This window comes from Nocardioides sp. Z38_18 (genome assembly GCF_058215695.1).
Window position 1 is genome coordinate 83,477 of sequence record NZ_JBZAJE010000003.1, and the last position, 16,791, is coordinate 100,267.

Sequence of the window (16,791 nt, forward strand, 5' to 3'; positions counted from 1 at the left end):
CCCGGAAGAATGTCCGGAAGAATGCCCGGAAGGCAGCCGGGACGGGCACCCGGGCAGGCCGTAGCGCGCCCGGGGCGGGTCCCGGACACCGGTCACGGATACTGGGGGAGTGAGCACCACTGACCGCCAGCCGTCCCAGCCAGGTCCCGCAGCCGCGTCCGGGCTGGACCCCGCCATCGCCGCGCGACTCAAGCGCACCCCCGACGGGCTCGTCCCCGCCGTGGTCCAGCAGCACGACACCGGCACCGTGCTGATGCTCGGCTGGATGGACGACGAGGCGCTGCACCGCACGTTGACCACCGGTCGAGGCACCTACTGGAGCCGTTCGCGCGGGGAGTACTGGGTCAAGGGCGAGACCTCCGGGCACACCCAGCGCGTGGTCGAGGTCCGGCTGGACTGCGACGGGGACACCCTGCTGGTCAAGGTCGACCAGACCGGGGCCGCCTGCCACACCAGTGCCGACACCTGCTTCGACCGCGACCTCCTGCTCGGTGGGCCTCCCGGTGACTGAACCGGCACCGGGACGCGGCACGTTCGGTCCCGTGGTCCTGCTCGGCCTCGCCTCCTCGGTCCTGGCCGCGGTCGGCAGCGCCAAGCCCTGGATCGGTGGCGGCGGGCACGGTTCCTCCGGCGACGGCGCGGTGGCCGCCATGGACACCGGCACCCGGTATCCGCTGGCCGCTGCCGTCAGCCTGGTCCTGCTGGCCACCTGGGGAGTGCTGCTGGTCACGCGCGGACTGGTGCGCCGGGTCTTCGCATGGCTGACCCTGGTCGCGGCTCTCGCCCTGGTGGGCTCGGTCATCGCCGGCTACCTCACCCTTCCCGACGCCGCCCGGGACTCCTTCGACGAGCTGATGGGCCGCGGAGCCCCCGACACCGGGTTCAACGGCTGGTTCGTGACCACGGCCGTGTGCGCGGTCGTGGCGGTGGTCCCGGCGGTGCTCGCCGTACGCCTGGTCGGCCGGTGGCCCGAGATGGGCAGCCGGTACGACGCCCCCGGGGCCCCTGCGTCCACGGTCGGTGAGGGCGGTCTGGAGCCGGAGCGCGACCTGTGGCGCGCCCAGGACGAGGGACGCGATCCCACCGACACCGGCCGTGGGTGACCGCTGGCGCGCTCCCGGCTGCGGCCCCACTAGAATGCAGCAGACGTAGCCACCCCCCTACGCAACCGACGACCCGAGGAGCTCCATGTCCGACAACCACGGCAACACCCCAGCAGCGTGGACAGCGGTCGTCGTGGCCCTCGCTGGGTTCGTGGTGGGCGGCATCGGCCTGATGGCCGGCAGCTGGCTGACCTTCTGGGTCGGCGTGGTGCTGGTCCCGATCGGCCTGGTCGTCTTCGGCATCCTCACCAAGATCGGCTACGGCAGCAGCAGGCACTGACCGCCTGCTCGTGACGCATGGAGCACCCCGCCACCTGGCTCCCTGAACCCGGCACCTCGCCGGCGGCGCGGACGCGCCGGGAGCGGATGCGCGGACCCGTGCTCACCGCGGCGATCATCGGCGGGTCCACGCTCGCGCTGCACTTCCGCGACCCGCACGTCTCGGGCAGCTGGGGAGGCTGTCCCTGGCTGGCGCTGACCGGTCAGTACTGCCCCGGTTGCGGTGGCCTGCGAGCCGTGAACGACCTGACGAACGCAGATCTCCTGGGTGCGCTGAGCAGCAACCTGCTGTTCGTGCTCGCCGTGCCGGTGCTGCTGCTCTGGTGGTCGCGGTGGGCGGCGCGCGCGTGGTCGGGCGGCCCGGCCGTCCGTGCCCGGGTGCCCGCGCGGGCACGCCGGCTCACGGCGGTCTGGATCGGGCTGGCCGTGGTGGCGGTGGTCGCGTTCAGCGTGCTCCGCAACCTCGCCTGGGGGAGCTGGCTGGCCCCTTAGCCGGACCGGCTCACGGTTAGGGTGTGTCCAGGGTGACCGCGCCGTCGAGCGCGCCCACGGCGAACAGCACCCAGTAGCCGATGCCGACCAGGATGCCGATGACGCCGACGATGAGGCCGGCGAGGGCGAGCCCGTCACCCTTGAGCTGGGGCGACTGCTTGATCTGGGTGCGGGCGATGAACCCCGTGACGATGGCACCGATGCTCAGCACGAACAGCTGGCCGCAGCAGATGCCGACGATGCCGAGGACCAGCGAGACGATCGCCAGCGGGGAGGTCTGCTGGGGCTGCCCGTAGCCGCCCTGGCCGTAGCCGCCCTGTCCGTAACCCCCTTGTCCGTAACCCCCTTGGCCGTAGCCGCCCTGGCCGTAGTTGCCGGGTGCGCCGGGGGGCGGCGGCGGGTACGCCGGGGGCTGGCCCTGCCCGTAGTCAGGCTGCCCGTAGTCGGGTTGCCCGTAGCCGGGTTGGCCGTACCCGGGGGGCTCGGACTCGCCGTAGCTCGGCGGCGGGGTGCCGGCGGACTGCGGGTTCCACTGCGGCCCGGGCGGCGGTGGCGGCTGGCGGGACTCGTCGTCGGGGTCCTGGCCGGAACCGGGAGGTGGGTAGTCGTTGCTCATCTGGTGTCCCTTCGCAGTACGCCCAAGCGTGTCGCCCTAGACCACACGAATCTATCCATTCCCCCGTGTGTGAGAACCTTGGGGTTGGCGGCTGCCTCGGCGCAGTCCCTCATCCACGTCCGTCTTCAGCTCGCTTCGGGGGTCCCTGCATGTCCGTGCTCGACGACATCGTCGCCGGCGTGCGCGAGGACCTCGCCGTGCGCCAGGCGCGCACCAGCGAGGCCGAGCTCGTCGCCGCTTCCCGGGAGCTGCCCGCGCCGCGGGACCCGATGCCGGCCTTCCGTGCGCCGGGTCTCTCGGTGATCGCGGAGGTCAAGCGCCGCTCCCCGAGCAAGGGGGCCTTGGCCGACATCGCCGACCCGGCTGCCCTCGCCACGGCGTACGCCGAGGGGGGTGCCGCCGCGATCTCGGTGCTCACCGAGCAGCGCCGCTTCGGCGGCAGCCTGGAGGACCTGCGTGCCGTGCGCGCAGCCGTGCCCACGCCGGTGCTGCGCAAGGACTTCGTGGTCACCGGCTACCAGCTCCACGAGGCACGCGCCGCCGGTGCCGACCTGGTGCTGCTGATCGTCGCGGCGCTCGAGGGGTCGCTGCTGGGGGAGCTGCACCAGCAGGCCCGGGAGCTGGGACTGACCGTGCTGACCGAGGTGCACGACGAGGACGAGCTGGTGCGCGCCCTCGAGGTGGGCGCCGACCTCGTCGGGGTCAACGCCCGCAACCTGAAGACCCTCGAGGTCCACCGCGACGTGTTCGGGCGCCTGGCGACACAGCTTCCCGGCGACGTCGTGAAGGTGGCCGAGTCAGGGGTCGCAGGACCCGAGGACGCGGCGCGCTACGCCGCCGAAGGAGCCGACGTGGTGCTCGTCGGCGAGGCGCTGGTCAAGGATGGTGACCCCCGCGCCGCGGTGGCCGCGATCAGGGCCGCAGGCGCAGTTGCAGGAGGAGAGGTCCGATGAGCCCAGAGCCACACCTGGACGGCCCCGACGCCGAGGGCCGCTTCGGCGATTTCGGTGGTCGCTTCATGCCCGAGGCGCTGATGGCCGCCCTCGACGAGCTGACGGTGGCCTGGCAGGACGCGATGGCCGACGCGACGTTCACCGACGAGTTCCACCGGCTGCTGCGGGAGTACGCCGGGGTGCCCAGCCCGCTGTTCGAGGCCACCCGGCTCAGCGAGCACGCGGGTGCCCGGATCCTGCTCAAGCGCGAGGACCTCAACCACACCGGCGCGCACAAGATCCGCAACGTCCTCGGCCAGGCGCTGCTCACCCAGCGGATGGGCAAGACCCGGATGATCGCCGAGACCGGTGCCGGGCAGCACGGGGTCGCGACGGCGACCGCTGCGGCGTACCTCGGGCTGGAGTGCACCGTCTACATGGGCGAGGTCGACACCGACCGGCAGGCGCTCAACGTGGCCCGGATGCAGCTCCTGGGCGCGGAGGTCATTCCGGTGACCTCGGGGTCGCGCACCCTCAAGGACGCGATCAACGAGGCGATCCGTGACTGGGTCTCCAGCGTGGACCACACCGCCTACTGCTTCGGCACCGCGGCGGGCCCGCACCCGTTCCCGGCGATGGTCCGCGACTTCTGCCGCGGGATCGGCGACGAGGCGCGTGAGCAGTGCCTCGAGCTCACCGGCGCGCTGCCCGACTCGGTGGTGGCGTGCATCGGTGGCGGGTCCAACGCGATCGGCCTGTTCACCGCCTTCCTCAAGGACGAGTCCGTCGACGTCTTCGGGTTCGAGGCCGCCGGCGACGGCGTCGACACCGATCGGCACGCCGCGACCATCTGGGCCGGTGACGTCGGTGTGCTCCACGGCGCGCGCACCTACGTGCTCCAGGACGAGGACGGGCAGACAGTGGAGTCCCACTCGATCTCGGCCGGTCTCGACTACCCCGGGGTCGGCCCCGAGCACGCCCACCTGGCCCACACGGGCCGGGCGACGTACCGGCCGGTGACCGACGCTGCGGCCATGGACGCGATGGCCCTGCTGGCGCGCACCGAGGGCATCATCCCCGCGATCGAGTCCGCGCACGCGGTCGCCGGAGCGGTCGAGCTCGCCCGGGAGCGCCCCGGGTCGACGATCCTGGTGAACCTCTCCGGGCGCGGCGACAAGGACATGGGCACGGCCATCGAGTGGTTCGGGCTGGGCCAGGCGAGCACCGACGGCACCCCGCAGCCCGCGACCGAACGACAGATCGCGGAAGGTGCGAAGTGAGCAACCCAGTGGGCACGGCGAGCGCATTGGCGAGGACCCGGGACGAGGGCCGCGCCGCGCTGGTCGGCTACCTGCCCGCCGGCTTCCCGACCGTCGCGGGCTCGATCGAGGCGATGAAGGTGATGGTCGACTCCGGCTGCGACATCATCGAGGTCGGCCTGCCCTACAGCGACCCCGTGATGGACGGCCCCACCATCCAGGCCGCGGCGCTGCAGGCCCTCGAGGGCGGCGTCCGCACCAGCGACGTGCTGCGGACGGTGGAGGCGGTCGCCGCGACCGGCACCCCGACCGTGGTGATGACCTACTGGAACCCGGTGGAGCACTACGGCCGCAGGAGCGGTGAGCAGGGCAGCGGCGTGGACCGGTTCGCCGCCGACCTCGCCAGCGCCGGCGGCGCTGGCCTGATCACCCCCGACCTCACTCCCGATTCCGCGGGGGAGTGGATCGCCGCGGCCGACGCCCGGGACCTGGACAAGATCTTCCTGGTGGCTCCGTCGTCGACGCCGGAGCGCCTGCGCTACACCGCGCAGGCCTGCCGGGGCTTCATCTACGCGACCGCGGTGATGGGGGTGACCGGTGCCCGCGCGACCACCTCGGACCTCGCCGGCCCGCTGGTCGCCCGCACCCGCGCGGTGAGCGACCTCCCGATCGGGGTGGGGCTCGGGGTCTCCAACGGTGACCAGGCGGCCGAGGTGGCCGCCTACGCGGACGCGGTGATCGTGGGCTCGGCCTTCGTCAGGACCCTGCTGGACGGGCCCGACCACGCGGCCGGCCTCAAGGCGCTGGCCACGCTCACCGAGGACCTCGCCGCGGGGGTGCGCCGTGGCTAGCCGGGCCGCTCGAGGGCTCGTGGCCGCGGTGACGGCGCTGCTGCTCGTGGGCTGCGGCGCGACCGAGGACACCGGTCCCGCGGCCACGGTCACCAGCTCGAACGACGACGGCTACAAGGGCATCGCGCTGCCGAAGCCGTACGCCGTCCCGGCGATCGAGCTCACCGACACCGAGGGAAAGCCGTTCGACCTGTCGAAGCAGCCGCGACGGACCCTGGTGTTCTTCGGCTACACCAACTGCCCCGACATCTGCCAGGTCGTGATGAGCACCATCGCCTCGGCGATGACCAGGCTCAGCGAGTCCGAGCGCAAGCAGCTGCAGGTCGCGTTCGTGACCACCGACCCCGCCCGTGACACCCGCTCCGCCATGCGCACCTACCTGGACCGGTTCGACCCCACCTTCATCGGCGTGACCGGCTCGCTGGACCAGATCAACGCCCTTGCCGAGCCGATGTCCGTGCACGTCAAGAAGGGCCGCAAGCTGCCGAGCGGCGGCTACGAGGTCGACCACTCGACGGTCGTGGTCTCGGTGCGCGAGGCTGCCGGTGACCTGGTCTGGACGGGGGCGACCTCGCCCGCGGACATGGCCGAGGACCTGCGCACAATCCTGAAGGCGGACCGATGAACGAGCTAGTCGCACAGATGACCGTGCTGTCCATCCCGAGCCCGTCCGAGGGTGTCTGGCACCTCGGGCCCCTGCCGATCCGGGCCTACGCCCTCGCGATCATCCTCGGCGTCGTGGCGGCCGTGTGGACCGGTGAGCGGCGCTGGGTCGCTCGCGGTGGCCAGCCCGGCCAGATCGGCGACCTCGCCCTGTGGGCGGTGCCCACGGGACTGATCGGTGCCCGGGCGTGGCACGTCGCGACCGACCACGCGCTCTACTTCGGCGAGGGCAAGGACCCCTGGGGGGCGCTGCAGATCTGGAACGGCGGCCTGGGGATCTGGGGCGCGATCGCGGGTGGGCTGCTCGGCGCCTGGTTCTACTGCTGGCGCAACGGCATCCTGGTCCGCCCGGCCGCCGACGCCCTGGCCCCCAGCCTGCTGCTCGCCCAGGCGATCGGCCGGTTCGGCAACTACTTCAACCAGGAGCTGTTCGGGAAGCCGACGACCCTGCCGTGGGGCCTGGAGATCGACGCGGACCACCGCCCCAGCGGCTACGAGCAGTTCGCCACCTTCCACCCCACGTTCCTCTACGAGGCTCTGTGGAACCTGGCTGCGATCGCGCTGCTGCTCTGGGCCGACCGGCGCTTCCGGCTCGGATACGGGCGGGTGTTCGCGCTCTACGTGATGCTCTACACCCTGGGCCGCGGCTGGATCGAGGACCTGCGGATCGACCCGGTCGAGCTCCAGGACGTCGGCGGCCTGCGGTTCAACGTGTGGACCTCCATCGTGCTGTTCACGCTGGCGGCGGCGTACTTCGTGGTGACGACGCTGCGGCACCGCGGCGGCCCGGGCCGGGAGCCCTCGCCGTACCGCGAGGGCCGGGAGCCGGCTGACGGCACCACCGGCGGCGAGCCGTCCGAGACCGGCACGCCGTCCGTGGCACCCCGCTCCACCGGCGACGCACCGTGAGCCAGGCCGACAGCCCGTCGCGGGAGAAGCCCGAGGAGCAGCCGCGGGCCTGGACGCTGGTCTGGGCCGTGCGCGCAGTGCCCGCCCTGATGCTCTTCGGGGTGCTCGACCTGTTCAAGGACGACCTGCCGTTGTGGTTCCTGGTGCTCACCCTGGTCCGTCTCGCCGTCGGCCTGGCGGTCCTGGTGGGCCTGAAGTACGGCGCCCGCGAGGAGTGGTGCGTGGTCTTCCTCGTGGTGGTCCTCGCGACCTCGCTGGTGCACCCGGAGCGGGCCGCCGTGCTCCTCGCGTTCTCCGCGCTGGCGCTGGTGATGACCGGTGTCGATCTCGTACGCCGCCGCCGGAGCCCGGCTGCGGTCGACGACGCCGCCTGAACCGCCCGCAGAGTGAGAAGTTCGTCTCGCGAATCGGGCTGGGAGCACCCCGAAGACCTCCTGTAGGCTGAAAATCCGCATGGGCCAATGTCGTCCCAGCAGCACACGCATGCTCACTCACCTCGCACCTCCCGTGGGTCACCCGGAGTGCGCCGATCGACGACGGGAGAATGCACATGCAGGCATTCCCGCCGCCCCAGGGGCTCTACGACGGGGCGCACGAGCACGACGCCTGTGGCGTGGCCTTCGTGGGCACACTCACGGGCGTTCCCAGCCACGACATCGTCAGCATGGCGCTGACAGCCCTGCGCAACCTCGAGCACCGCGGTGCCGCTGGCGCCGAGCCGAACTCCGGTGACGGCGCCGGGATCCTGATGCAGGTCCCTGACAAGTTCTTCCGCGAGGTCGTCGACTTCGACCTGCCGGCGAAGAACTCCTACGCGGCCGGCACCGCGTTCATCCCCGGTGACGCCGAGCAGGTCGCGAAGATCCGCGAGCGCATCGAGGAGATCGCCGCGGAGGAGGGGCTCACCGTCCTCGGCTGGCGCGAGGTCCCGACCGACCCGTCCTCCCTGGGACAGACGGCCCTGGACTGCATGCCCACCTTCGTCCAGCTGTTCGTGGCGGCCACCGGCAGCCGGATCCTCGGCATGGGCCTGGAGCGGCTGGCCTTCTGCCTGCGCAAGCGCGCCGAGCGCGAGACCGACGCCTACTTCCCGTCGCTGTCGAGCCGCACGATCGCCTACAAGGGCATGCTCACCACCGACCAGCTCGACCACGTCTTCCCCGACCTGGTCGACGAGCGCGTCGAGAGCTCCATCGCCGTCGTGCACTCCCGCTTCTCGACCAACACCTTCCCGAGCTGGCCGCTGTCGCACCCGTTCCGGTTCATCGCCCACAACGGCGAGATCAACACCGTGATGGGCAACCGCAACTGGATGCGCGCCCGCGAGGCGCTGCTCGACTCCGACCTGATCCCGGGCGACCTCGAGCGGCTGTTCCCGATCGTCACCCCCGGCGCCTCGGACTCCGCTTCCTTCGACGAGGTGCTGGAGCTGCTGCACCTCGGCGGTCGCAGCCTGCCCCACGCGGTGCTGATGATGATCCCGGAGGCGTGGGAGAACCACACCGAGATGGACGCCAAGCGCCGTGCGTTCTACGAGTTCCACTCCGCGCTGATGGAGCCCTGGGACGGGCCCGCGTGCGTGGTGTTCACCGACGGCACCCAGGTCGGAGCCGTCCTGGACCGCAACGGCCTGCGTCCCTCGCGCTACTGGGTCACCGACGACGGCCTCGTCGTGCTGGCCAGCGAGGTCGGCGTACTCGACATCGATCCCGCCAAGGTGGTCCGCAAGGGCCGGCTGCAGCCGGGCCGGATGTTCCTCGTGGACACCGAGGAGCACCGGATCATCGAGGACGAGGAGATCAAGACCGAGCTCGCCGAGGAGCACCCCTACGACGAGTGGCTGCACGCCGGGCTGATCAAGCTCGCCGACATCGCCGACCGCGAGCACGTGATCCACTCCCACGCCTCGGTGACCCGGCGCCAGCAGATCTTCGGCTACACCGAGGAGGAGCTGCGCGTCCTGCTGACGCCGATGGCCAACACCTCGGCCGAGCCGATCGGCTCGATGGGCACCGACACCCCGATCGCCGTGCTCAGCGACCGGCCCAAGCTGATGTTCGACTACTTCGCGCAGCTGTTCGCGCAGGTGACGAACCCGCCGCTGGACGCCATCCGTGAGGAGCTGGTGACCAGCCTCAACGGCACCATCGGCCCCGAGGCCAACCTGCTCGACCCGACGCCGGCCTCGTGCCGGCAGGTGGTGCTGCCGTTCCCGGTGATCACCAACGACGAGCTGGTCAAGATCCGGCACATCAACCACGACGGCGACATGCCGGGGTTCATCACCCACGTCTCCCGCGGTCTCTACGACGTCAAGGGCGGCGGGGCCGCCCTGGCCGACCGGCTCGCGGAGATCTGCACCGAGGTCAGCGAGGCGATCGCGGCCGGAGCCCGCGTGATCGTGCTCTCCGACCGGCACAGCGACGCCACCAAGGCGCCGATCCCCTCGCTGCTGATGACCGCAGCCGTTCACCACCACCTGGTGCGAGAGAAGACCCGCACCCAGGTCGGCGTCATCGTCGAGGCCGGTGACGTCCGCGAGGTGCACCACGTCGCCACCCTGATCGGGTACGGCGCCGCGGCGGTCAACCCCTACCTGGCGATGGAGACCGTCGAGGACCTCGCTCGCGACGGCTACTACGTCAAGGTCGAGCCCGAGAAGGCCGTCGCCAACCTGGTGAAGTCGCTGGGCAAGGGCGTCCTGAAGGTGATGTCGAAGATGGGCGTCTCCACCGTCGCCTCCTACACCGGCGCGCAGATCTTCGAGGCCCTCGGCCTCTCCCAGGAGCTCGTCGACCAGTACTTCACCGGCACCACCTCCAAGCTCGGTGGCATCGGCCTCGACGTGATCGCCGAGGAGGTCGCGCTGCGGCACCGCACGGCGTACCCCGTCGGCGGCATCGCCCCGGCCCACCGCGAGCTCGAGGTCGGCGGGGAGTACCAGTGGCGCCGCGAGGGTGAGCTGCACCTGTTCGACCCCGAGACCGTCTTCCGGCTCCAGCACTCCACCCGGGCCGGCAAGTACGACGTGTTCAAGCAGTACACCGCCCGGGTCAACGGACAGGCCGAGCGGCTGATGACGCTGCGCGGGCTGTTCCGGTTCAAGGACTCCGAGGCCACCGGCCGCGAGCCGATCGACATCGACGAGGTCGAGCCGGTCTCCGAGATCGTGAAGCGGTTCTCCACCGGTGCGATGTCCTACGGCTCGATCTCCGAGGAGGCGCACACCACGCTGGCCGTGGCGATGAACCGGCTCGGCGGCAAGTCGAACACCGGTGAGGGCGGCGAGGACGCGGAGCGTCTCTACGACCCCGAGCGCCGCTCGTCGATCAAGCAGGTTGCCTCGGGACGCTTCGGCGTCACCTCCGACTACCTGACCAACTCCGACGACATCCAGATCAAGATGGCCCAGGGCGCCAAGCCGGGCGAGGGCGGGCAGCTGCCGGGCAACAAGGTCTACCCGTGGGTGGCCAAGACCCGGCACAGCACGCCGGGCGTCGGCCTGATCTCCCCGCCGCCGCACCACGACATCTACTCCATCGAGGACCTGGCCCAGCTGATCCACGACCTCAAGAACGCCAACCCGTCGGCGCGCGTGCACGTCAAGCTCGTCGCCGAGGTGGGTGTCGGCACGGTCGCCGCGGGTGTCTCGAAGGCGCACGCGGACGTGGTGCTGATCTCGGGCCACGACGGTGGCACGGGTGCCGCGCCGCTGACCTCGCTCAAGCACGCCGGCGGACCCTGGGAGCTCGGCCTGGCCGAGACCCAGCAGACGCTGCTCCTCAACGGCCTGCGCGACCGGATCGTCGTGCAGACCGACGGCCAGCTCAAGACCGGCCGGGACGTCATCGTCGCGGCCCTGCTCGGCGCCGAGGAGTACGGCTTCGCCACGGCTCCGCTCGTGGTCTCCGGCTGCATCCTGATGCGGGTGTGCCACCTCGACACCTGCCCGGTGGGAGTGGCCACGCAGAACCCCGTGCTGCGTGAGCGGTACGCGGGCAAGGCCGAGCACGTCGTCAACTTCTTCGAGTACGTCGCCGAGGAGGTTCGTGAGCTGCTCGCCGAGCTCGGCTTCCGCAGTCTCGACGAGGCGATCGGCCACGCCGACGTGCTCGACGCCGCCGAGGCGGTCAACCACTGGAAGGCCGCCGGGCTGGACATCTCGCCGATCTTCCACGTGCCCGAGCTGCACGAGGACACGGCCCGGCGCAACGTCAAGCCGCAGGACCACGGTCTCGACCGGGCGCTCGACGTCGAGCTGATCCGGCTCAGCGCGGACGCGCTGGAGAACGGTGAGCCGGTCCGGGCCCAGGTGTCGATCCGCAACGTCAACCGCACCGTCGGCACGATGCTGGGTCACGAGGTGACCAAGCGCTACCGGGGCGAGGGGCTGCCGGAGGGCACCATCGACATCACCCTGGTCGGTTCGGCGGGGCAGTCCTTCGGGGCGTTCGTGCCCAAGGGGATCACCCTGCGGCTCGAGGGCGACGCCAACGACTACGTCGGCAAGGGGCTCTCGGGAGGCCGGATCGTCGTACGTCCCGACCGCGCCGCCACCTTCGAGGCGTCCAAGCAGATCATCGCGGGGAACACGATCGCCTACGGCGCGACCTCGGGGCAGATCTTCATCCGCGGAGGTGTGGGGGAGCGCTTCGCCGTCCGCAACTCCGGGGCCTCCGTGGTCACCGAGGGCGTGGGCGACCACGGCTGCGAGTACATGACCGGTGGCCGGGTCGCCGTCCTCGGCAAGACCGGACGCAACTTCGCCGCCGGCATGTCCGGCGGTGTCGCCTGGGTCCTGGACCTCAAGGACTTCCGGGTCAACAAGGAGCTCGTCGAGCTCGGCCCGGTCAGCGGCGACGCGGCCGGCGAGCTCGAGGACCTGGTGCGCACGCACCTGGAGGAGACCGGCTCCGAGATCGCCGAGGAGCTGCTCGCCGACTGGGAGACCGCGCTGACCAGGTTCACCGAGGTGATCCCGCGGGACTACCGCGTCGTGATGGAGGCCAAGGCGAAGGCCGAGGCCGACGGGCTCGAGGAGAACGAGGTCGCCACCGCGATGATGGATTCGCTCCATGGGTGAGAGCCGGTCCGTGCCCGAAGTCACTGCATCAAGGAAGGTGCCTGCTCATGGCTGACCCCAAGGGCTTCCTCAAGAACGGCCGCGAGGTCGCCGAGCGGCGCCCGGTCGAGGAGCGCAAGCAGGACTGGAACGAGGTCTACCCCGGTGGGCCGGGCCGGGCCCTGCTGCCGATCATCAAGACCCAGGCCGGACGCTGCATGGACTGCGGCATCCCGTTCTGCCACCAGGGTTGCCCGCTGGGCAACATCATCCCGGAGTGGAACGACCTCGTCTGGCGCGACGACTGGGACGCGGCGATCGAGCGGCTGCACGCCACGAACAACTTCCCCGAGTTCACCGGCCGGCTCTGCCCCGCTCCGTGCGAGACGGCCTGCGTGCTCGGCATCAACCAGGATCCCGTGACGATCAAGAACGTCGAGGTCACGATCGCGGACCGCGCATGGGATTCCGGCGCCGTACGCCCCCAGCCACCTGAGTGGCTCTCGGGCAAGACCGTCGCGGTGATCGGCTCCGGCCCTGCCGGCCTGGCCACCGCGCAGCAGCTCACCCGCGCCGGGCACACCGTCGCGGTCTACGAGCGCGCGGACAAGATCGGCGGCCTGCTGCGCTACGGCATCCCCGAGTTCAAGATGGAGAAGAAGGTCCTCGACCGGCGGCTGGACCAGATGCGGCGCGAAGGCACCGTGTTCCGCGCCGGCGTCGACGTCGGGGCCGCGATGACCGGACCGGCGCTCCTGGAGCGCTACGACGCCGTCGTACTGGCGATGGGGGCGACGGCTGCCCGCGACCTGCCCGCACCGGGGCGTGACCTCGGCGGCATCCACCAGGCGATGGAGTTCCTGCCGCAGTCCAACCGGGCCTCGCTCGGCGAGACGGTCGAGGGACAGATCAGCGCTGCCGGCAAGAACGTCGTGATCATCGGCGGCGGCGACACCGGCGCCGACTGCCTGGGCACCTCGATCCGTCAGGGCGCGAAGTCGATCACGCAGCTGGAGATCATGGACCGGCCGGGGGAGACCCGTCCGGGCAACCAGCCCTGGCCGACGTACCCGATGCTCTTCCGCGTCTCCTCGGCACACGAGGAGGGCGGCGAGCGTGTCTACTCGATCTCCACCCAGGAGTTCCTCGGCGACGAGGACGGCAACGTCCGGGCGCTGCGGGTCTGTGACGCGGAGTTCAAGGACGGCAAGTTCCAGGACGTCGAGGGGACCGAGCGCGAGATCCCGGCCGAGCTGGTGCTGTTCGCCATGGGCTTCACCGGTCCGGAGCGCGAAGGGCTCATCGAGCAGCTGGGCGTGGAGCTCGACGAGCGCGGCAACGTGGCCCGCGACAACGGGTACTCCTCCTCGGTCGAGGGCGTCTTCGTCGCCGGTGACGTGGGCCGTGGCCAGTCGCTGATCGTCTGGGCGATCGCCGAGGGCCGCGCGGCCGCAGCCGCGGTCGACACCTGGCTCACCGGCACCACGACGCTGCACGCGCCGGTCTCGCCGGCCGAGCGGCCGCTGACCGCCTGATCAACTGACCGCACCGATGCGTCCGGGTCCCCGGCAGGGAACCCGGGCGCATCTGGTGGGCGGTCGCCTTGGATCGTTCAAGTCCGGCCGGATAGGGTCGGCGGGTGCGAAGAGCAAAGATCGTGTGCACCCTTGGTCCGGCTACTTCATCCGCGGAACGGATCCGTGAGCTCGTCGACGCCGGCATGGACGTGGCCCGGCTCAACCTCAGTCACGGCACCTACGCCGACCACGAGCAGATCTACCGCCGGGTGCGGCAGGCCTCGGACGAGAGCGGCCACGGGGTCGGGATCTTCGTGGACCTCCAGGGCCCCAAGATCCGGCTCGGTCGCTTCCGGGAGGGGTCGACCCGGATCACCACCGGTCAGGCCTTCACCATCACGACCCGGGACATCGAGGGCGACAACGAGGTCGCCCCCACGACCTACCCGGGGCTTCCCGGGGACGTCGGCGCGGGCGACCAGATCCTGATCGACGACGGCAAGGTGCGCCTGCGGGTGGTCGAGGTCAGCGGGACCGACGTGCACACGGTCGTGGTCACGGGAGGGCGCGTCAGCGACCACAAGGGCATCAACCTCCCCGGTGTCCCGGTGAGCGTGCCGGCGATGTCGGAGAAGGACATCGAGGACCTGCGCTGGGGCCTGCACCTGACGGTCGACTTCATCGCCCTGTCCTTCGTGCGCTCGGCCGCGGACGCCGACGACGTCCGCAAGATCATGCGCGAGGAGGGTGTGCTGCTGCCGGTCATCGCCAAGATCGAGAAGCCGCAGGCCATCGAGAACCTCGACGAGATCATCAAGGCCTTCGACGGCTTCATGGTGGCGCGCGGCGACCTGGGCGTGGAGTGCCCGCTCGAGGACGTCCCGTTCCTGCAGAAGCGGGTGGTCGAGAAGGCGCGGCGCAATGCCAAGCCGGTGATCGTGGCGACCCAGATGCTCGAGTCGATGATCACCAACCCGGCACCGACGCGTGCCGAGGCCTCCGACGTCGCCAACGCGGTCCTCGACGGCGCTGACGCGGTGATGCTCTCCGGGGAGACCAGCGTGGGGGAGTACCCCATCGAGACCGTGCGGACGATGGCACGGATCATCAGCTCGACCGAGGACCACGAGCTGCACCACATGGCCGCGATCGACTGGCAGCCGAAGACCCGTGGTGGCGTGATCGCCAAGGCCGCAGCCGAGGTGGCCGAGCGGGTGGGTGCGAAGTACCTCGTAGCGTTCACCCAGAGCGGCGACTCCGCGCGACGACTGGCTCGCTACCGGGGCCGGATCCAGGTCCTGGCGTTCACCCCCGAGTCCGTGGTCCGCTCCCAGCTCTCGCTGAGCTGGGGCGTGGAGACCTTCCTGACGGCGAGGGTCGAGCACACCGACGAGATGGTCCGCCAGGTCGACGAGCAGCTGCTCAAGATCGGGCGGGTCAAGGAGGGCGACCTCGTGGTGATCATCGCCGGAGCGCCTCCGGGCATACCGGGATCGACCAACGCCCTGCGGATCCACCGGATGGGCGACGCGATCAAGGGCGTCGCGCCGGCGTACCGCCGCCAGCCCTGACGCCGACTCTGATCGCGGCCGCGCCGCCACCGCCCCCCTATGCGATTGAGGTGTGATAGTGCCGAGCATGTTGTGCCTCTGACGTCGGACGCATCGGTTAGTTGAGGCGATCATCCGTTGCATCCGGAGTCGTGCGCCGCAGGGCGGGGCACGTGAATGCGCGGGATCCGTTGGCTGACTCCGCCGACTGCGACCGGTCGCTACTTCGCCGAGCTCTCTACCCACGTCAGGTCGGTCAGGCGGCGGCCGGGACGGGATCGGACCCGAATCCGGGTCCGGAGTCGATGATCTGCCCGAGCAGCTTGAGGCCGGGACGATCCACGGGTCGGTTGTTGGCGTTGAGGATCACGACTGCGGCGCCGTGTTCGGGGGCTATAGCCAGCAGGCTGCGATATCCACCCGTGCCGCCACTGTGGAACATGACTCGATGCTGGGTGCGCGGCAGGTTGGCTGCGATCCAGCCGGGATGGATCGCAGCTCGTGCGTTGATGCGGTGCGCGGTCGTGCGGTTGAGAGCGATCGCTTCGGCGAGTTCTTCGGGGGCGGGGCCGAGGTGGGCCCGCGCGAGCCTGAGCAGGTCGGGAACCGTCGAGTGAAGGCCGCCGGCACCGGCGAGGGCGGCCAGGTGCCACGGTGGGCGTGGTCGTCCCGTGCGGGAGTGACCGGGGGCCAACCGGGCTGCGCCTTCGAGATCGAGGACCACGCGGGTGTCTGTCATGCCCAGATGCCGGCAGATCTCGGCCTGGACGAGCGAGTCGTAGTCGGTCTCGGTGTGGCGTGCCAGGACGAATCCGAGCAAGCCGGCGCCGAGGTTGGAGTAGCAGAAGCGGGTGCCGGGCACCGATCGCAAACGGGTGCGCCGCAACCCGTCCATCAGGAGCTCGCCGGTGCATCCGGCGTAGGGGTCTGCTCGCAACAGGCCCCATGGCAGGGTCCCCTTGGGAAGCCTTGGTAACCCAGAAGTGTGGGAGGCCAGGTGCCTCAGCCTGATGACCTCGCCGCCGCGCTGGGGGGCCGTGATGTCACGAGGTAGGAGGTCGCTCAGGGGTTGGTCCAGCCCCACGACGCCGCGCACGGCGAGCTGGGCCAAGGCGAGCGCGGTGAACGTCTTGGTGATGGAACCGATCTCGAACTGCGTGCCGGGATCTGCGCCGTGCACTGCGGACTGCCTGCCGTGCAGCGCACCCACCACCACGACACCACGCTGTCCAGCGCCGAGTCGTTGCGCTGTTCGTCCTGACAGATCGTCAAGGAGCGAGTTGATCATCGTCATGCCTCCGTGCGGCCGAACAGGTGCCGGCCCCCGTACTTCTTGTGGACGGCTTGCTTCGAGACGCCGAGCGCCTCGGCAATCTGTGCCCACGTGGTCCCTGACACGCGGGCACGGTGGACCAGGACCTCTTCGTGTCCTTCCAGTCGGCGGCGCAGCGCGGTCGCTTCGCGCAACGCTTGGAGGGGATCGGTGTGCTCGGTGATCCATGCAAGATCAACATCGGCCATGCGGTCAACCCTAGTTGACTTCTCTATGATCGTCAAC

At 70.7% G+C, this 16,791-nt stretch carries 16 protein-coding genes; 13 read left to right on the plus strand and 3 right to left on the minus strand.

Features of this window, described 5'->3' with window-relative positions; all coding sequences use genetic code 11:
• The first annotated feature begins 163 nt into the window (after nucleotides 1-163).
• From hisI to AC4BGC_RS19745, 4 genes are all read left to right on the plus strand, one after another.
• Entirely contained in the window at nucleotides 164-511 is a 348-nt protein-coding gene (gene hisI, locus AC4BGC_RS19730) for a phosphoribosyl-AMP cyclohydrolase (RefSeq protein ID WP_490557600.1), read from the plus strand.
• Complete coding sequence (locus tag AC4BGC_RS19735) at nucleotides 504-1,103, plus strand: Trp biosynthesis-associated membrane protein (protein WP_490557311.1); 600 nt, start codon at nucleotides 504-506, stop codon at nucleotides 1,101-1,103. Before hisI ends, AC4BGC_RS19735 begins: the two co-directional genes overlap by 8 nt.
• 85 nt (nucleotides 1,104-1,188) lie before the next feature.
• Nucleotides 1,189-1,383 (plus strand): HGxxPAAW family protein, encoded by a 195-nt coding sequence (locus tag AC4BGC_RS19740; protein WP_490548545.1) that lies wholly within the window; start codon nucleotides 1,189-1,191, stop codon nucleotides 1,381-1,383.
• A 17-nt stretch (nucleotides 1,384-1,400) separates the two neighbouring features.
• Nucleotides 1,401-1,874, plus strand: coding sequence for a DUF2752 domain-containing protein (locus AC4BGC_RS19745; protein WP_490557312.1), 474 nt, complete (start codon nucleotides 1,401-1,403; stop codon nucleotides 1,872-1,874).
• Nucleotides 1,875-1,890: 16 nt separating this feature from the next.
• On the opposite strand, the gene AC4BGC_RS19750 is transcribed toward AC4BGC_RS19745, so the two are convergent.
• Nucleotides 1,891-2,490: a DUF4190 domain-containing protein gene (locus AC4BGC_RS19750; protein ID WP_490557313.1), complete on the minus strand. Its 600-nt coding sequence runs from the start codon at nucleotides 2,488-2,490 to the stop codon at nucleotides 1,891-1,893.
• A 149-nt stretch (nucleotides 2,491-2,639) separates the two neighbouring features.
• On the opposite strand from AC4BGC_RS19750, the gene trpC reads away from it, so the two are divergent.
• The 9 genes from trpC to pyk all read left to right on the plus strand — a co-directional run bounded on the left by trpC (nucleotide 2,640) and on the right by pyk (nucleotide 15,254).
• A complete protein-coding gene (gene trpC, locus AC4BGC_RS19755; RefSeq protein WP_490557314.1) occupies nucleotides 2,640-3,443 on the plus strand; it encodes an indole-3-glycerol phosphate synthase TrpC in 804 nt (267 codons plus the stop codon).
• The gene (trpB, locus tag AC4BGC_RS19760) at nucleotides 3,440-4,702 is read left to right on the plus strand and encodes a tryptophan synthase subunit beta (protein ID WP_490548549.1); all 1,263 of its coding nucleotides are present in this window, start codon (nucleotides 3,440-3,442) and stop codon (nucleotides 4,700-4,702) included. The genes trpC and trpB overlap by 4 nt, the downstream gene beginning before the upstream one ends.
• Nucleotides 4,699-5,532 carry a tryptophan synthase subunit alpha gene (gene trpA, locus AC4BGC_RS19765; RefSeq protein WP_490557316.1) on the plus strand — a complete coding sequence of 278 codons (834 nt, stop codon included), beginning with the start codon at nucleotides 4,699-4,701 and terminating at the stop codon, nucleotides 5,530-5,532. The genes trpB and trpA overlap by 4 nt, the downstream gene beginning before the upstream one ends.
• Entirely contained in the window at nucleotides 5,525-6,157 is a 633-nt protein-coding gene (locus tag AC4BGC_RS19770; protein ID WP_490557317.1) for an SCO family protein, read from the plus strand. The genes trpA and AC4BGC_RS19770 overlap by 8 nt, the downstream gene beginning before the upstream one ends.
• Nucleotides 6,154-7,104: a prolipoprotein diacylglyceryl transferase gene (gene lgt / locus AC4BGC_RS19775; RefSeq protein ID WP_490557318.1), complete on the plus strand. Its 951-nt coding sequence runs from the start codon at nucleotides 6,154-6,156 to the stop codon at nucleotides 7,102-7,104. The genes AC4BGC_RS19770 and lgt overlap by 4 nt, the downstream gene beginning before the upstream one ends.
• Nucleotides 7,101-7,478 carry a hypothetical protein gene (locus AC4BGC_RS19780; RefSeq protein WP_490548553.1) on the plus strand — a complete coding sequence of 126 codons (378 nt, stop codon included), beginning with the start codon at nucleotides 7,101-7,103 and terminating at the stop codon, nucleotides 7,476-7,478. The genes lgt and AC4BGC_RS19780 overlap by 4 nt, the downstream gene beginning before the upstream one ends.
• A gap of 176 nt (nucleotides 7,479-7,654) precedes the next feature.
• A complete protein-coding gene (gene gltB, locus AC4BGC_RS19785) occupies nucleotides 7,655-12,187 on the plus strand; it encodes a glutamate synthase large subunit (protein WP_490557319.1) in 4,533 nt (1,510 codons plus the stop codon).
• Between the two features lie 47 nt (nucleotides 12,188-12,234).
• On the plus strand, nucleotides 12,235-13,701 hold the full coding sequence (locus AC4BGC_RS19790) for a glutamate synthase subunit beta (RefSeq protein ID WP_490548555.1): 1,467 nt from the start codon (nucleotides 12,235-12,237) through the stop codon (nucleotides 13,699-13,701).
• 104 nt (nucleotides 13,702-13,805) lie between these two features.
• A complete protein-coding gene (gene pyk / locus AC4BGC_RS19795; RefSeq protein WP_490557321.1) occupies nucleotides 13,806-15,254 on the plus strand; it encodes a pyruvate kinase in 1,449 nt (482 codons plus the stop codon).
• A gap of 235 nt (nucleotides 15,255-15,489) precedes the next feature.
• Here the strand turns inward: pyk and AC4BGC_RS19800 are convergent, their stop codons facing one another.
• Both AC4BGC_RS19800 and AC4BGC_RS19805 read right to left on the minus strand, forming a co-directional pair.
• A complete protein-coding gene (locus tag AC4BGC_RS19800; RefSeq protein WP_490557323.1) occupies nucleotides 15,490-16,527 on the minus strand; it encodes a serine hydrolase domain-containing protein in 1,038 nt (345 codons plus the stop codon).
• Nucleotides 16,524-16,754 (minus strand): hypothetical protein, encoded by a 231-nt coding sequence (locus tag AC4BGC_RS19805; protein ID WP_139071059.1) that lies wholly within the window; start codon nucleotides 16,752-16,754, stop codon nucleotides 16,524-16,526. Before AC4BGC_RS19805 ends, AC4BGC_RS19800 begins: the two co-directional genes overlap by 4 nt.
• Between the last annotated feature and the right edge of the window lie 37 nt (nucleotides 16,755-16,791).

What these genes read in the sequence shown, in the direction of transcription:
- trpB (WP_490548549.1), top strand. Translation starts at nt 3,440, where the DNA reads ATGAGCCCAGAGCCACACCTGGACGGCCCCGACGCCGAGGGCCGCTTC.
- AC4BGC_RS19805 (WP_139071059.1), bottom strand. Translation starts at nt 16,754, where the DNA reads ATGGCCGATGTTGATCTTGCATGGATCACCGAGCACACCGATCCCCTC.
- gltB (WP_490557319.1), top strand. Translation starts at nt 7,655, where the DNA reads ATGCAGGCATTCCCGCCGCCCCAGGGGCTCTACGACGGGGCGCACGAG.
- trpC (WP_490557314.1), top strand. Translation starts at nt 2,640, where the DNA reads ATGTCCGTGCTCGACGACATCGTCGCCGGCGTGCGCGAGGACCTCGCC.
- AC4BGC_RS19790 (WP_490548555.1), top strand. Translation starts at nt 12,235, where the DNA reads ATGGCTGACCCCAAGGGCTTCCTCAAGAACGGCCGCGAGGTCGCCGAG.
- AC4BGC_RS19800 (WP_490557323.1), bottom strand. Translation starts at nt 16,527, where the DNA reads ATGACGATGATCAACTCGCTCCTTGACGATCTGTCAGGACGAACAGCG.
- AC4BGC_RS19750 (WP_490557313.1), bottom strand. Translation starts at nt 2,490, where the DNA reads ATGAGCAACGACTACCCACCTCCCGGTTCCGGCCAGGACCCCGACGAC.
- AC4BGC_RS19740 (WP_490548545.1), top strand. Translation starts at nt 1,189, where the DNA reads ATGTCCGACAACCACGGCAACACCCCAGCAGCGTGGACAGCGGTCGTC.
- lgt (WP_490557318.1), top strand. Translation starts at nt 6,154, where the DNA reads ATGAACGAGCTAGTCGCACAGATGACCGTGCTGTCCATCCCGAGCCCG.
- AC4BGC_RS19745 (WP_490557312.1), top strand. Translation starts at nt 1,401, where the DNA reads ATGGAGCACCCCGCCACCTGGCTCCCTGAACCCGGCACCTCGCCGGCG.